Raw genomic sequence first — 14,307 nt, forward strand, 5'->3', positions numbered from 1 at the left:
GTTCACCCCCGAAAAACACGTTTGAAGGCGCGTTTGAACAGTCCGCTGTCTGTGGCCACCTGCTTGCCCACCAATTCCTCGGCCAGCCCACGCAGCGCTTGGGTGATCGCCGAGCGAGGTGCTTGCAGGCCTAATGGCACACCTGTGTTCTGGCTCTGATTGATAACGCTGAAGTCATTCGGCAGTTTCACGATATTGGTGCAACGCAGCGCCTCGCCGATATCCTTGAGGCTGACCGGCGCCGCCTTGTCGTAGCGGTTGACCACCACCTCCAGCTGATTGCCGCGTACGCCCAGGTCATCGCGCAGAATGCGCGCCAGGGAACTGGCGTCGCGCAGGTGGTTGACGCTCTGCTGCATCACGACGTACACCCGGTCGGCCTGCTCCAGCACCGAGGCGGTGATGTGATCGATCTGCCGCGGCAAGTCCGCCACAACCCAGTCATAGTTGGCCCGCGCCAGCTGCAGCAGCGCATCGAGCTGTTCGGCCTGGACATCCTGCGGCAGGCACAGCTCATTGGCGCGGCTGCCAAGCACATGCAAGGACGGGCTGAAATGGCTGCAGAAACCGCGCAGTGCAACACCATCCATTTCTTTTATCTGCTGCAACACGTCCAGCTGGCTGTGCGACTGCGCCACATCCAGATGATGCGACACGCTGCCAAACTGCAGGTCCAGGTCAAGCAGCAGCGCGTTGCCCTTGAGGCTGAGCTGATGCGCCAGGTTACAGGCCAGCACCGTGCCGCCGGAGCCACCCTTGGCATTCATCACCGCAACCAGTTTGCCTGTTGCCGTGCTGTTGGTCTGGGTTTCCATGACCATACGGTTCAAGGCAGCGATGAGCTCCGTGGCAACGATAGGCTCCGGCAGAAAATCGCGCGCACCGGCCTGCATCGCCAGGCGCATGCCTTCCCGATCATCCAGCAGGCCACACACCAACAGCGGCGGGCGCTCATGGGCCGGGCGTTGCAACAGGGCCGCCAGTTCCTCACGCCACAGCTGGCCAACGCGCAGCAGCAGGAAATCGGGCATCCGATCCAACCCATAAAGCGGGTCGCAATGCCCATTGCTCACCTGACGAACATTCACCTCCAGACCGGCGATGCGCTGACAGATTTCTTGCAGCTGGCGCAAGGCCAAGGCGTCGGAGCTGCTGATCAACAGACGCATCCCGGGTTTGATGGAGGTAGCGGATACGGAAGATTCCCTAAGATTCAGCATGGCGTGATCTCCGGTACGACATCCGCCTCGGTATGACGCCCGAGGCTCTCTCGAGGTAAGGTCGCCTTGAATACTGGCAGGGTAATGGGCACCCCAAAACCTGGAATAAACAGGCTGAATTGAAAGTTCTGCAGCGTCAGCTGCACATAGCGGACGGCGGCAAACCCGGTGGCACTTATCAGATCACCGGGGTTGGCGACCTGTGCACCGTTCTTGTCCAGGTAACGCAGGGTCAGGTCCGAGGTGTCCAGGCCGGCCAGCAGGGTGCTGGCACCACTGTCGCCCGCACTGTTGAATATGGCCCTGCGCAGCACCACTGGATCGCTGATATTGCACACCGCAGCCAGGCGTGCGCCACGCCGCACGGACTCATTCAAGACGTTCACGGTGTAGTACAGCCGGCCTATTTCCAGCACCCCGAACAGCAGCGTGAACATCAACGCACTGACAATGGCGAACTCCACCACGTAAACGCCCTGCATGCTTCTGCGCTTCATCACAGTGCCCTCATCACGGTGGTAGCGACCAACGGGAAGTTCAACGCGGTGCCGTTGCCGATAAAGGCCGGAATGCCGTTGGCGATCAGCGGGGAAAAGACCGCGCTGATGGTCACCTGCACGTGGTCGTTGGTACCCGCCACCTTGGCAACCTGCACGGTGGTATTGGCCGGCATCCCGGTCAGGCTGCAGGGCGGTGCGGAAGGTGCACCGTACACTGCCACTTTCTTGGTCATGCACTCGAGGTCGGCGCTAACCTCGACCTTGCCAAGGGTCGAGTTCCAGGCCTGGCTGGCGACGAAGCGCGCGGCATCACGGCTGCCCTGCAGCAGGCTGTTGTACTGGTAAAGCATTCGGCCGAATTCGCCGAAGGCCAGCAAGGTCAGGAGCAACAGCGGCAGGGTGATGGTGAATTCGACGATTGCCACCCCTTGCTGACGCTGCGCACGCTTGAGCCGATAGAGTTCCATGACGCGCTCCTAGGAGTCGGTGCTCGGTGTGCCACTGCCACTGATAAAGGTTTTGTACAGCTGGATGATCTGCGGGCCGGAATCGTCCTGCGGCGTAGGCCCGGGCACACCGTCGCCTTCACATTGCTTGACGAACTGGCCGAATATCTGCGAATCCCCACCCGAGTTGTCGGCCGGCTGCACCACGAAGAAACAACCGAAACCGATGACCGGAATCGACGAGGCTCCCGAGTTCTTGCCGGAGCAGTCCCCCACCACGATCTTCAACATGCGCCGCTCGAAAACCCCGTTCGACTGGCACCCCGCCCCCCCGCCGGCGACACATGCGGCGGTCTGCGCGGCATAGTCGTTGTAGTCGAACAGCGGTGTACCGCCAGCAGACAGGTTGCCATTGCTCGAAGTGACGACGTGCCCCTGCTGCTCCACCTGGTGAGGCGTGGTCTTGTCGTTGTACTTCATCACTGGGTTGCTGTAGGTCGTCACCAGGTCGGGTGGATAATCCGAACTCTTCAACGACCCGGAGTACTCGCCGAATCGGGTATTCAGACCTTTGACGGACGGGCCAACCGTGTTGCCAGGCTTGGTGTCCACGTTGTCACCGACATTGCGGCAAACCGAACCGCCGCCGGCCATCAGGTCGCCAACGGTCTTGCCACCAGCGCCGAAATCGAGCAGCTGGAAGTTGCCCGGGCCAATCGGGTCGCTGTTCTTGGCAGCCGATTTCAAGACCTCCAGGTCACCAAAGCGATACCCCCAGAACATGCCTGTATCCGGGTTGTATTGAGCCGGGTTGCCACAGACCAGCAGTGGTGCAAGATCACAGGGGCTGGTCGGACTCGGTCCGGCGGTGGCAATTGCCGTCACTTGCTTGGCTCCCAATGTGCCGGTACCGAGTGACTGGGCAAAACTCCAGAAAAAACCAGCCAGTGAATAGTTCGCTACCGAGACCCGTACATAGGTGGCATTGGTCGGCCCCGGGTAGGAGAAAGGCCCATAGACGTTGTCTGCGAGCTCCACCACAGCGAACCCGCCAAGGTTGCCGCCGATTGCGGTCAACAGTTCGTTGTTGCCAGCGGCCTTGGCATTTTCGTTCAGGGTAAAGAGCGCGGCATCACGCGCGGTGCTGGCGGCACTGGCAGTGCCCATTACCTGGCTCAGGGTCTTGGCACCACCAAGGGCGGCGGCGTCCACGGCATTCTGCAGTCGGGTCTTGTTCAACAGCATGTGACCACCATCGAGCACCAACGCGGCCATCATCAGAATTGCCAACAGGGCGATCACGATAATGACAGTCACTGCCCCCCGCTGTTGGCCTGGCGGCGCGGTGAACATCCGTTGGGCTCGAGGAGTCATTGTCACGCCCTCAATCAGCGAGTTGAGTCGGAGACTTGAATCTGGATCGGCTGACCGATCTGCTGCGCATCACCAGTCGTCCCCCGGTAGCTATTGATCACCTTCTCCAGCAAAGGCCCGTCAGAGCCAGCGGCCGGCACTTCAGTGCCTGGGTTCGCGGCTACCTGCTTGTCGGCAATCTGCTGGTAGGTGGTCTGGTAGACGCTGTAGCCCAGCGGGCCAACGCGCCCTTCGTCGTACGACATGCAACCCGACAACCCCGACAGCAGCGCGCAACACACGATCATGCTTCTCATGCTGGTTCTCTCCGATCAATTCAGGTCATGGCCAAAGTTGCCACCGCTGACACCGAGGCTGACGGGCACCGCGCGCCCCGGCTCACTGCCCTTGGTCTTGCCGAGCAGGTAGAAGTCCAGGTCACTGGGCTCGACGAACTTCTCGGTGGGCAGGCGCACCGCCTTGGCATCCACAGGCTTGGCGAGGTGCGGCGTCACCAGGATCACCAGTTCGGTTTCACCGTTGATGAACGATTGGCTGCGGAACAGGTGCCCGAGTATCGGCAAGTCCCCCAGACCCGGGAAACGGCTGACGAAATCGCGAGTGTTTTCGCTGATCAAGCCGGCGATGGCAATGGTCTGGCCGTTGCCCAGTTCGACCGTGGACTCTGCGCTGCGCTTGGTCAGCGACGGAATAACCTGGGAAACTCCATCGCCCAGGATGCTGCTGAGACCCGTGTCGAGTACCAGCGAGTTAGCGTTGGAAAGCTCGCTCACCGAGACATTCAGGTTGAGGTTGATACGCCCGGAGTCGAGCACCACCGGCAGGAACTTCACGCCGACACCGAATTCCTTGTATTCGATGGTGATGCCATCATCCTCGGTGATCGGCACCGGGAACTCGCCACCGGAAATGAACTCCGCCTGCTGGCCGGTCAGCGTGGTGAGGGTGGGCTCGGCCAGCACCTTGGCCGAACCATTGTCCTTGGACGCCTCCAGCACCACGTTGAAGAGGAAATCGTCGGACAGGAACTGTGCGAACAAGCCTTTGCCACCACCAATCAGCGAACCTGGCGAAAGGATCGAACCTCCGCCTGGAGTCAGGCCCAGGCCTTGACCATTGTTGAACCCGCCACCACTCCAGTTGCCGGATGAGCCAAGGGCATTGAAGCGCACGTTGAGGTTCTTGATCAGGCTGCGCTGCATCTCGGCCACTTTCACTTCCAGCATCACCTGCTGGCTGCCACCGACGCTGAGCAGGTTGATCACCTCCAGCGACTGGGCTGGTGCCGCCTCGGCGGCTTCACCCTTGCCTTGCACCACACTCGAGGTCTGCGCGGCATAGGTCTTGGCCACTTTCATCGCTGTGTCCATGGCCGCGGCGCTGCGCACCTGACCACGCAGTACCAACGCGCCTTGTGCGCTGAACACCTCGATGTTCTCCTCGGGCAGCAGCTGGTGCAGTTTGGTCTTGAGCCCGGTGAGGTCATGCACGACCTCCACATCCATGGTCTCGATCAAGCGGTTGTTGCTGTCCCACAGCAATACGTTGGTAGTGCCGAGGGAACGGCCGAGCAGGTAGAGCTGGGTCGGGCTGGTGATCAGGATATCGGCGATATCCGGGTTGCCGACCGAGATTTTCCTCACCGGCGTACGAGCGCTGATCGTCCGCGACTTGTAGATGGGCACCTGGACCATATTGGTGCTGGCCGCCGACATGGCGCTGTATCCCGATCCCGGTTCTGCAGCCTGCGTCACACCGACGAACAGCAGTTGCGTACCCAGCCCGCACAACAGGTACATCCCTAGTCTCTGCAAAGTATTCATGCACAACTCCTTGCGAGGTATTCTTGTTCCTGCCGAACGTTAGCCATTCGGACGCCTGCCGCCTTAAAACCTTGCTTTCGCTACTTCAACTTCAGTCCCCCGGATAATGGTGACCGCGCCTACTCCACCGTTACCCTTTGCCACCGGTTTTGGTTGGGGTTTGGCTACTGGCGGCGCAGCCTGGACCGGTGCGGCAGCGGCAACGGCTTGCGGTTGCTTCTGAGCATCCAGCGGGTTACGCAGGGCCAGTTGCAATTTCCCTTCCGATTGCGCCTTGACCAGTACCTCGGCCTCTTTGGCCGACATTTCCAGGGTCACGGCACGCACCACTACAGGTTGTGTCTTGTCCGTCCCCGCCGTCTGGTCCACTGCCAGCACGCGCAAGTCCTGGAGAATGGTCCTGGACTCTGAGTCATTACTGCTACCGTCGCTGCGCTTGGTCGCCAGTACATCAACCCGATTGCCCGGCAACAGGAACCCACCCACCCCGACCACGTCATCCACACGCACTGAAATGGCTCGTTTGTCGGGGGCGATCAACGAGGCCAGGGTACTGCCACCCAGGTGCTCAGCCACACGTGCGCTGCGCAGCACGTCGCCGCGCAGCAGGGCGAAGGTGGCGATCTTGCCAATCACCTTTTCATTGCTGTCGAAGGCATCGTCAGGCACCGCATCCTTGGGCATGCGCACAATGGCGACCTGCTGGGCCTCGATCATCTGCCCGAACGGGATTTCCACTGTGGCCACCACTACGTTCTTCATCTTGTCATCCGGGGCCGCGTTGAGCCGGCCATCAAGCCAGTTGTTGGCCATCAAGGCGGCACCGAGCCCCAGGGTCAGGGAAACGGCAATGAGGATCAGCGTACGGGCACTCATGTCTGCATCTCCTTATCCAAGGAAGTCGATCTGGACGAAGTAGCTACGCCAGGCCCAATCCAGCTCCTGCGGCGACAGCGCCCCCTCGCCCCCCAGGTAACGCTGGCGGTCGAGCGCCATGCTCAGCAGGTCGCGCGGGTGGCAGGGCACCAGCGGCACGCCTTCGGCCTCGTACAGCGCCTGTAGCGCATGGCGCAACAGCGACGGGTCGTAAGCCAGGCCCAGGCGCTCGCACTCCTGGCGCCAGATACGTTCGTATTCATCGACCTTCAGGTAGCTGAACTGCAGCTTGTAGCCGATGCGCCGCAAGAAGGCTTCGTCGGCCAGCTCCAGGGGATTCAGGTTGGTGGAGAACACCAGCACCAGATCGAACGGCAGTTCGCAATGGCGCCCGCCACCCAGGTTGAGGAAGTCGCGCTTCTCTTCCATCGGCACGATCCAGCGGTTGAGCAGTTCGGCCGGGGCCATGCGCTGGCGCCCCATGTCGTCGATGATGAACAGTCCGTTGCTGGCCTTGAGTTGCAGGGAGGCCTGATATTGACGGGTACTGGGATCGAAGCGGACGTCCAGTTGCTCCATGCCCAACTCACCGCCAGTGATCACAACCGGGCGTTTGCAGCGCACCAGCCGGCGATCGATGCCTTCGTTCAGCAACAGGCTGGTGGGTTGACTCTCCTCCTCCAGGCGTTGATGCACCTGGGGGTCATACACCTCGATGACCGACTCGTTGATCTCGATGGCATGGGGTACCCAGATGGACTCGGCGAACAGTCGAATCAACCGGCTGCTGACGTAGGTCTTGCCGGTGCCTGCGGGGCCGTAAATCATGATGGCGCGCCCGGAGTTCAACGCTACGCCCAGTTGATCGAGCATGCTCTCCGAGAGCACTACGCCAGCGAACGCCGCGTGCATGTCCTGCGTACTGATGCGGCCATGGTGAATGGTCTGCAGCTTGAGCAGGTCACGGTAGGCACTTACCGGGAAGGGTGCCGCGCCAATGTAGCCGCTGCGCGCCAGTGCATCCCGGGCGGTACCGCGGCCGCGCTCGGTCAAGCCGTATCGCAGCACCTGCCCCCCCGTTTGCACACCGACCTGGCCCAGCACTTCAACGCGACCATCCTTGCGCAGAAAGGCCAGCACTTCTTCTACCACCGCACCGGTCAGTGCCAGGCGCTCGACCAAACGCGACAGGTCCAGCGTACCGGCATCGTGCAGGTGCTTGCACAGCAAATCACCGAGAAAGCTTTCCGCCAGGCCAGTCTCACGTACTGTACGTGGCTGAGGTGCCAGGCTCTGCACTGCGTCCTTGTCACAGGTGCAGACACCATTGTCTCTTAGTGCGTACATGGTTAGCCTCCAAGGCTATTGGCCTAGCGGTAGCCCAAACAGGCTGACAAGGGTTCCAGACAGGATCGCGACTGAATAAGGGAAAGGCTTGGCTGCAACTTCATCCGTCGCCGGCGCCAAGTAGGCCCGCGCACTCAACATCAACCAGTAGCGTTGTAACGTCTGTTGCAACTGGCCGCGTATGAGCACTATCAGGATCCCAAACACACCACCGGCTATCAGGCTAAAGAGTGCTGCCGAAAGTACGTCGTACGGTGTAAGAAAGGCACCGACCATGGCCATCAACTTGACGTCTCCAGCAGCCATCCCCCCCAGCGCGTACATCGGCAAAAATATCGCGAAACCAATAAGCATACTCAGCACGCCATCCCCCAACCCGGCGAGTCCTGCGGAGTAAACCTGGCCCACCAACCCCAAACCCACCCCCAGTAATATCAAGGTGTTGGGAATGCGGTGGCGACGAAGGTCTCCCACCACCGCGATCCCCAGCAGCCCTAGCAGCACGACAATGGCGAACAGATATTCTGTGGACATTGCTGCATCCTCGTGCGGGCTGGATTATTAGTTAGCCCAAATCCTCGACCCTGCTGACCCTGCTCAAGGCGCCGTTGTGCCGTTTATTGCATTTATCAAAGCGGTGATTCTGTTACCAACAGCTGTACCCAAATTAGTAAAAGCAGTAACTACGGCAAGGGCAATCAATCCACCAGCCACCGCATATTCCACAATGGTCAGGCCATCTTCGTCTTTGACGAACTTCATTACCGAAGTCTTGATAGTTTGCAGTGTCATTTCGCTCACCTCGCTAAGGACATTATTTTTCTTCCCAGGCAGTGGTGTTTTGCACTACCTGTTGCGAATCCTAGTCAGAGGGTGACACCAGTGGTTAGGAGATTTTTGCGAATCGCTAGGACTTTTTTGCGGCCATTAGCCAGCATCAAAAAGAGGACGCGGCCACCAGAAAAACAGGCAGGAATCCCGAATATGAGAAGCACTTTCGTACGCATTTGCAGCCGACTCAGGAAAAAGTTCCGGCACGTTAGTCCAAAGCCGACAAACGGTCGTCATACATCAGAAGGTGACGAAAAACGGAACCTGTCTAACATCAGGGTTTACGAAGTACTTAGATCGCCTTAATCAAAAAAGATCTAAGGTAATAACCAAATTGCTCGGCGAGTTAATAGTGTTTTGGCAATACTGCTGCTCGTAGGGAAACTCCCCAGCATAAGGTTAAGTCACGATGTCTAACCCGGGCACAAAGCCGCTGCTGTTGTGGTTCGATCTGACACGCGATCATTCCACCGAAGCGCTGATGGCACAGTTCAGTCATGTCTGCGATTGCAAACTGGCGAAGGCCGTGGCGCATTCCGAACGCCAGCAGGCAGACATGATCTGCATGCATTTCGATCGCCCCGACACCCTCAACCTCAACCTGCTGCTGGAAGTGAAACGCAACTCACCGTCCATACCGATCACCATGTTCACCGTGCAGCACTCCGAAGAGCTGGCTGTCTGGGCCATGCGTTCGCGGGTCTGGGAGTATCTGGTATTGCCGCTGACAAGCGGTGAGAAAAGTCGCTACATCGATGTCCTCAAGCAGCTTTGCGACATACGCCGCGCCAGCAAGACCTCAGGCAATGCGCAGCGCATCGACCACCTTCCCTCTTTGCCGGACAGCATTCGCCTGACCGGCGAACACCACAAGCACCAGGCGCTCAGCAAGGTCATGCCATATATCGACCAGCATTTTCGCGAATGCATCGACCAAAAGGACATCGCACAGCGCTGCGGCATGACCACGGCCCGCTTCAGCCGCCTGTTCAAGGAAGTCAACGGCGTTGGGTTTCTGGATTACATCCTGAGCAAGCGCATGAACCTGGCCATGGACCTGCTCGTCAACAGCCAGATGCCGATTACCAGCATCGGCTATGAGGCCGGCTTCAAGGACCCATCCGACTTCGCCCGTGCCTTCAAGCAGGTCAGCAACTGCACACCCAGCGAATACCGACATGCCCGCCAGCTCGGAGCGCCGGTCAGCGAAACCGAGGCTCTGAAAGGTCCAGATGCGCCACTGATGGATAACGTGTTACCGAGTGCGGCATTTCACAAGAGCCGCTGAAGAATCACACGCCAGGCAGCAACCCATCCGCACGCAACAGCGTCTCCAGGCAATGCTCCTTCACCCCATAGAACGCCTTGAGCTGCCCGATCTTCTCCAGCAACGCGCCGTTGTCCCCTGCCTGGCGCCGCTTCACCGCAAGAATCATCTTGTTCTTGTTGGTGTGCTCCAGCGAAATGAACTCGAACACCTTGGTCTCATACCCGCAGGCTTCGAGGTACAGCGCGCGCAGGCTGTCGGTCAGCATTTCGGCCTGCTGGCCCATGTGCAGGCCGTACTGCAGCATCGGTTGCAACAACCCCGGGCTGTGCAGTTGCGGGCGGATCTGCTTGTGGCAGCACGGCGAGCACATGATGATCGCGGCGTTGCAGCGGATGCCGGTGTGGATGGCGTAGTCGGTGGCGATGTCGCAGGCATGCAGGGCAATCATCACTTCGATGGCCTCGGGCACCACGCTACGCACGTCACCACACTGGAACTCCAGGCCCGGGTGCTCCAGACGCAAGGCGGCGGCGTTGCACAGGTCGACCATGTCCTGGCGCAGCTCGACGCCCGTTACCTGTGCTTCGCGGCCCAGGCTATTGCGCAGGTAGTCGTGCATGGCAAAGGTCAGGTAGCCCTTGCCTGAGCCGAAGTCGGCCACCCGTAGCGCCTGCTCCGCCGGCACCGGTGCACTGGCCAGGGCGTGGTCGAAGACTTCGATGAACTTGTTGATCTGCTTCCACTTGCGCGACATCGACGGGATCAGCGCGCCTTGTGCGTCAGTCACGCCGAGGTCACGCAGGAACGGCCGTGAAAGCTCCAGATAGCGCTTCTTCTCGCGGTCATGGCCGCTGCTACTGGCAGCTTCGCGTGGCGCCTGTGCGCCGTGGCGCTGGAGCATAGGCTTGCCCTTCTTGCTGAAGGTCAACTGCACTTCACCGTCGGCATCGAACAAGTGCGCGTTGCGGAAGCTGTCCGGTAGCAGCTCGGCGACCAGCGCCTGTGCCTGCTCCAGCGCCAGATTGCGGGTGATGTCGCGGGTCTGGTGGCGATAGACCAGCGACAGGCACGGCTGGCCCTTGACCTGCAGCGGCTTGGCAATGATCCGTTGCAGGGTCTGGTCGGCACCGACATGGCGCGCCAATACCAGTTTGACCAGGGTATTGCCATGCAGGGCGGCGTTCAGCAGGTCGAGAAACTGGGTGCGCGCATCCGGCGCGGATGGGGCAGAAGAACTGGCGGACATGGAAAAACGGTGCCTCGGGTAGCGGGGAGCGCATGGCGCAATGCACGCATTCTACAGGGTGGCTAACTTCCTGTGGGAGATCGCCCAGTCCTTTGGGCTGCGCTGTCGCGTAGGGAACCGAATTCGCAAGCGGTACGCGTATCCTGTGGGAGCGGCTTTAGCCGCGAAGAATCCAACGCGGTGCATGGCCCCGGCTGCGCCGGTGTTCGCGGCTAAAGCCGCTCCTACAGGGGGGCGCGTCAAGCCATCGGGGTTCGGCTCAATCGAGAATCACCAACCGGTTGGGCAACTCGTTACGTGCATGGGTAGGCGGCACATGTTCGCTGAGCAGTTCGCCGCACGCTTCTATGCACTCCACAAACCCCTGCAAGGTGCGGCCCTGGCGTACCTGTTCGGCAAGGCGGGCGACGATGGCCGCGCGGGCGGTGGCATCCAGATGGCGCTCGATACCGCGGTCGACCAGGATCTCCACATGCCGCTCTGCCTCGCTGACGAAGATCAGTACGCCCGTGGCACCAGCAGTGCGCTGCAGGTTCTGTTCGCGAAACTGCTGGCGGGCCAGGCGCGAAGCACGCCAGCGGCGCAGGGCCCGGGGGATCAGCCAGCCGGCCAGGCGCGGGCTGCGCAGCAGCAGGCACAAGCCTACGAACAGCAGCACATTGGCCACCAGCAAGCCACGCACTCCGGGCCAACCCAGCAGCCAGTGCAACAGGGCCGGCACGGCCAGCGCCAGCACGGCGGCCCAGAACAACGGCCAGTAGGCGTAGTCATCGGCCCGGCGGGCCAGCACCGTCACCAGTTCGGCATCGGTGCGCCGTTCGGCACGGGCAATGGCTTCGGCGATCTGGCGCTGATGGTATTCGTCGAGGGGGGTCATGCCATCGGTCTCTTGAGCGTTCTTATAGTTGTTGTCCCGGCATTCGGGGCTTCATCCGCAGGCGACATATTCAGGCATAATCCGCCGCTGGAAGAAATGCCTGCAAATCGTACAACAATAGCCGCCTGAAAACTTCGGCCGCGCGCGTATCACCGTGGATACGGCACAGGCCTCACAACGGAATTGATGATGAAACTGTCTTTGCTGGGCCTGGCCATGGGCCTTGCCAGTCAGGCGGCACTCGCCGCCCCCTCCGCCCCGCCCCTGCAGGACAAGCAGGCGTTCATCGACCATCTGATCAGCCAGATGACCGAAGCCGAGAAGATCGGCCAACTGCGCCTGATCAGTATCGGGCCGGAAATGCCCAAGGATAAGATCCGCGAGGAAATTGCCGCCGGGCGCATCGGCGGTACCTTCAACTCACGCACGGCCCCCGAGAACCGCCCCATGCAGGACGCGGCGATGCGTAGCCGGCTGAAGATTCCGATGTTCTTCGCCTACGACACCGTCCACGGCGAACGCACCATTTTCCCGATCGGCCTGGGCATGGCCGCGACCTGGGACATGGACGCCGTCGCCAAGGTCGGCCGCACCGCCGCCATCGAAGCCGCGGCCGACGCCCTGGACATGACCTTCGCACCGATGGTCGACATCGCCCGCGACCCGCGCTGGGGCCGCACCAGTGAAGGCTTCGGCGAGGACACCTACCTGACCTCGAAGATCGGCCAGGTGATGGTCCGCTCGTTCCAGGGCAGCAGCCCGGCCAACCCCGATAGCATCATGGCCATCGTCAAGCACTTCGCCCTGTATGGCGCGGTGGAAGGCGGGCGCGACTACAACACGGTCGATATGAGCCTGCCGAAAATGTACAACGACTACCTGCCACCCTACCGCGCCGCGCTCGACGCTGGTGCCGGCGGGGTGATGGTGGCGCTGAACTCGATCAACGGCGTGCCGGCCACCTCCAATACCTGGCTGATGAACGACCTGCTGCGCAAGGAGTGGGGCTTCAAGGGCGTGACCATCAGCGACCACGGTGCCATCCAGGAACTGATCCGCCATGGCGTCGCCCGCGACGGGCGCGAAGCCGCCAAGCTGGCGATCAAGGCCGGCATCGACATGAGCATGAACGACACCCTGTACGGCGAAGAGCTGCCAGGCCTGCTGAAGTCTGGCGAAGTGACCCAGGCCGAACTGGACCAGGCAGTGCGCGAAGTGCTGGGCGCCAAGTACGACATGGGCCTGTTCAAGGACCCGTACGTACGCATCGGCAAGGCCGAAACCGACCTGAAGGACTACTACGGCAACGACCGCCTGCACCGCGATGCCGCGCGTGACGTGGCGCGCCGCAGCCTGGTACTGCTGGAAAACCACAACCAGACCCTGCCGCTGAAAAAGGCCGGCACCATCGCCCTGGTCGGCCCGCTGGCCGATGCCCCGATCGACATGATGGGCAGCTGGGCTGCCGACGGCAAACCGATGCACTCGGTGACCGTGCGCGAAGGCCTGCGCCGCGCCGTGGAGGGCAAGGCCAAGCTGGTCTACGCCAAAGGTTCCAACGTCACCGGCGACAAGGCGATGTTCGATTACCTGAACTTCCTCAACTTCGATGCTCCGGAAATCGTCGACGATCCGCGCCCGCCTGCGGTGCTGATCGACGAGGCGGTGAAGGCGGCGAAGCAGTCCGATGTGGTGGTGGCAGTGGTCGGCGAATCCCGCGGCATGTCCCACGAGTCGTCGAGCCGTACCACCCTGGAAATCCCGGCCAGCCAGCGGGAGCTGATCAAGGCCCTGAAGGCCACCGGCAAGCCGCTGGTGCTGGTGCTGATGAACGGCCGCCCACTGTCGATTGCCTGGGAACGCGAGCAGGCCGACGCCATTCTGGAAACCTGGTTCGCCGGTACCGAAGGCGGCAACGCGATCGCCGACGTACTGTTCGGCGATTACAACCCGTCCGGCAAGCTGGCCATCACCTTCCCGCGTTCGGTCGGGCAGATCCCGATGTACTACAACCACACCCGTATCGGCCGGCCCTTCACACCTGGCAAGCCGGGCAACTACACCTCGCAGTACTTCGAAGAGCCCAATGGCCCGCTGTACCCGTTCGGCTATGGCCTGAGCTACAGCAGCTTCGAGCTGTCGGGGCTGAAGCTGTCGAACAAGGACCTCAAGCGTGGCGACACGCTGGAAGCCAAGGTGACGGTGAAGAACACCGGCAAGGTGGCAGGCGAGACCGTGGTGCAGCTGTACCTGCAGGATGTATCGGCATCGATGAGCCGCCCGGTGAAGGAACTGAAGAACTTCCAGAAGCTGATGCTCAAGCCTGGCGAGTCGCGCACGTTGAGCTTCCGCATCAGCGAGGAAGACCTGAAGTTCTACAATGGCCAACTCCAGCGGGTTGCCGAGCCGGGGGAATTCAATGTACAGGTCGGGCTGGATTCCCAGGCGGTACAGCAGCAGAGCTTTGAACTGCTGTAACTGACTGGTTTTGCCTGTA

General features: G+C 61.0%; 14 protein-coding genes. 2 read left to right on the top strand and 12 right to left on the bottom strand.

Going from position 1 to position 14,307, the window contains the following annotated elements:
- Window positions 1–2: 2 nt before the first annotated feature.
- The 10 genes from WM94_RS02835 to WM94_RS28685 all read right to left on the bottom strand — a co-directional run bounded on the left by WM94_RS02835 (window position 3) and on the right by WM94_RS28685 (window position 8,378).
- Window positions 3–1,220: an AAA family ATPase gene (locus WM94_RS02835; protein WP_061550381.1), complete on the bottom strand. Its 1,218-nt coding sequence runs from the start codon at window positions 1,218–1,220 to the stop codon at window positions 3–5.
- Entirely contained in the window at window positions 1,214–1,717 is a 504-nt protein-coding gene (locus tag WM94_RS02840; protein ID WP_061550382.1) for a TadE/TadG family type IV pilus assembly protein, read from the bottom strand. The genes WM94_RS02835 and WM94_RS02840 overlap by 7 nt, the downstream gene beginning before the upstream one ends.
- Window positions 1,717–2,187, bottom strand: coding sequence for a TadE/TadG family type IV pilus assembly protein (locus WM94_RS02845; RefSeq protein ID WP_039613750.1), 471 nt, complete (start codon window positions 2,185–2,187; stop codon window positions 1,717–1,719). The genes WM94_RS02840 and WM94_RS02845 overlap by 1 nt, the downstream gene beginning before the upstream one ends.
- Before the next feature lie 9 nt (window positions 2,188–2,196).
- Window positions 2,197–3,519, bottom strand: coding sequence for a TadE/TadG family type IV pilus assembly protein (locus WM94_RS02850; RefSeq protein ID WP_082810461.1), 1,323 nt, complete (start codon window positions 3,517–3,519; stop codon window positions 2,197–2,199).
- 35 nt (window positions 3,520–3,554) lie between these two features.
- Window positions 3,555–3,836, bottom strand: a complete 282-nt coding sequence (locus WM94_RS02855) for a hypothetical protein (RefSeq protein WP_061550384.1) — start codon at window positions 3,834–3,836, stop codon at window positions 3,555–3,557.
- A 15-nt stretch (window positions 3,837–3,851) separates the two neighbouring features.
- On the bottom strand, window positions 3,852–5,339 hold the full coding sequence (locus tag WM94_RS02860) for a type II and III secretion system protein family protein (protein WP_061550385.1): 1,488 nt from the start codon (window positions 5,337–5,339) through the stop codon (window positions 3,852–3,854).
- Between the two features lie 87 nt (window positions 5,340–5,426).
- Complete coding sequence (cpaB, locus tag WM94_RS02865) at window positions 5,427–6,239, bottom strand: Flp pilus assembly protein CpaB (RefSeq protein WP_061550386.1); 813 nt, start codon at window positions 6,237–6,239, stop codon at window positions 5,427–5,429.
- Window positions 6,240–6,251: 12 nt separating this feature from the next.
- Window positions 6,252–7,586 carry a hypothetical protein gene (locus tag WM94_RS02870; protein WP_061550387.1) on the bottom strand — a complete coding sequence of 445 codons (1,335 nt, stop codon included), beginning with the start codon at window positions 7,584–7,586 and terminating at the stop codon, window positions 6,252–6,254.
- Between the two features lie 15 nt (window positions 7,587–7,601).
- Window positions 7,602–8,120 carry a prepilin peptidase gene (locus tag WM94_RS02875; RefSeq protein WP_061550388.1) on the bottom strand — a complete coding sequence of 173 codons (519 nt, stop codon included), beginning with the start codon at window positions 8,118–8,120 and terminating at the stop codon, window positions 7,602–7,604.
- Between the two features lie 63 nt (window positions 8,121–8,183).
- On the bottom strand, window positions 8,184–8,378 hold the full coding sequence (locus tag WM94_RS28685) for a Flp family type IVb pilin (protein ID WP_082810463.1): 195 nt from the start codon (window positions 8,376–8,378) through the stop codon (window positions 8,184–8,186).
- A 448-nt stretch (window positions 8,379–8,826) separates the two neighbouring features.
- Here WM94_RS28685 and WM94_RS02880 point away from each other — a divergent pair, with 448 nt between their 5' ends.
- Window positions 8,827–9,705, top strand: coding sequence for a DNA-binding response regulator (locus WM94_RS02880; protein WP_061550389.1), 879 nt, complete (start codon window positions 8,827–8,829; stop codon window positions 9,703–9,705).
- Between the two features lie 4 nt (window positions 9,706–9,709).
- Here WM94_RS02880 and WM94_RS02885 read toward each other — a convergent pair whose 3' ends face one another.
- Together WM94_RS02885 and WM94_RS02890 are read right to left on the bottom strand one after the other, a co-directional pair.
- Window positions 9,710–10,933: an SAM-dependent methyltransferase gene (locus WM94_RS02885; RefSeq protein WP_061550390.1), complete on the bottom strand. Its 1,224-nt coding sequence runs from the start codon at window positions 10,931–10,933 to the stop codon at window positions 9,710–9,712.
- A 259-nt stretch (window positions 10,934–11,192) separates the two neighbouring features.
- Window positions 11,193–11,810, bottom strand: a complete 618-nt coding sequence (locus WM94_RS02890; protein WP_013974020.1) for a TPM domain-containing protein — start codon at window positions 11,808–11,810, stop codon at window positions 11,193–11,195.
- Window positions 11,811–11,996: 186 nt separating this feature from the next.
- On the opposite strand from WM94_RS02890, the gene bglX reads away from it, so the two are divergent.
- Window positions 11,997–14,288 carry a beta-glucosidase BglX gene (gene bglX / locus WM94_RS02895; RefSeq protein WP_061550391.1) on the top strand — a complete coding sequence of 764 codons (2,292 nt, stop codon included), beginning with the start codon at window positions 11,997–11,999 and terminating at the stop codon, window positions 14,286–14,288.
- Window positions 14,289–14,307 lie beyond the last annotated feature (19 nt).

Source organism: Pseudomonas sp. ABFPK, from assembly GCF_001586765.1.
GTDB lineage: Bacteria > Pseudomonadota > Gammaproteobacteria > Pseudomonadales > Pseudomonadaceae > Aquipseudomonas > Aquipseudomonas asiatica.

Excerpts from the sequence above, each read along its gene's own strand:
- WM94_RS02835 (WP_061550381.1), bottom strand. The coding sequence starts at position 1,220 with ATGCTGAATCTTAGGGAATCTTCCGTATCCGCTACCTCCATCAAACCC.
- WM94_RS02840 (WP_061550382.1), bottom strand. The coding sequence starts at position 1,717 with ATGAAGCGCAGAAGCATGCAGGGCGTTTACGTGGTGGAGTTCGCCATT.
- WM94_RS02845 (WP_039613750.1), bottom strand. The coding sequence starts at position 2,187 with ATGGAACTCTATCGGCTCAAGCGTGCGCAGCGTCAGCAAGGGGTGGCA.
- WM94_RS02850 (WP_082810461.1), bottom strand. The coding sequence starts at position 3,519 with ATGTTCACCGCGCCGCCAGGCCAACAGCGGGGGGCAGTGACTGTCATT.
- WM94_RS02855 (WP_061550384.1), bottom strand. The coding sequence starts at position 3,836 with ATGAGAAGCATGATCGTGTGTTGCGCGCTGCTGTCGGGGTTGTCGGGT.
- WM94_RS02860 (WP_061550385.1), bottom strand. The coding sequence starts at position 5,339 with ATGTACCTGTTGTGCGGGCTGGGTACGCAACTGCTGTTCGTCGGTGTG.
- cpaB (WP_061550386.1), bottom strand. The coding sequence starts at position 6,239 with ATGAGTGCCCGTACGCTGATCCTCATTGCCGTTTCCCTGACCCTGGGG.
- WM94_RS02870 (WP_061550387.1), bottom strand. The coding sequence starts at position 7,586 with ATGTACGCACTAAGAGACAATGGTGTCTGCACCTGTGACAAGGACGCA.
- WM94_RS02875 (WP_061550388.1), bottom strand. The coding sequence starts at position 8,120 with ATGTCCACAGAATATCTGTTCGCCATTGTCGTGCTGCTAGGGCTGCTG.
- WM94_RS28685 (WP_082810463.1), bottom strand. The coding sequence starts at position 8,378 with ATGACACTGCAAACTATCAAGACTTCGGTAATGAAGTTCGTCAAAGAC.
- WM94_RS02880 (WP_061550389.1), top strand. The coding sequence starts at position 8,827 with ATGTCTAACCCGGGCACAAAGCCGCTGCTGTTGTGGTTCGATCTGACA.
- WM94_RS02885 (WP_061550390.1), bottom strand. The coding sequence starts at position 10,933 with ATGTCCGCCAGTTCTTCTGCCCCATCCGCGCCGGATGCGCGCACCCAG.
- WM94_RS02890 (WP_013974020.1), bottom strand. The coding sequence starts at position 11,810 with ATGACCCCCCTCGACGAATACCATCAGCGCCAGATCGCCGAAGCCATT.
- bglX (WP_061550391.1), top strand. The coding sequence starts at position 11,997 with ATGATGAAACTGTCTTTGCTGGGCCTGGCCATGGGCCTTGCCAGTCAG.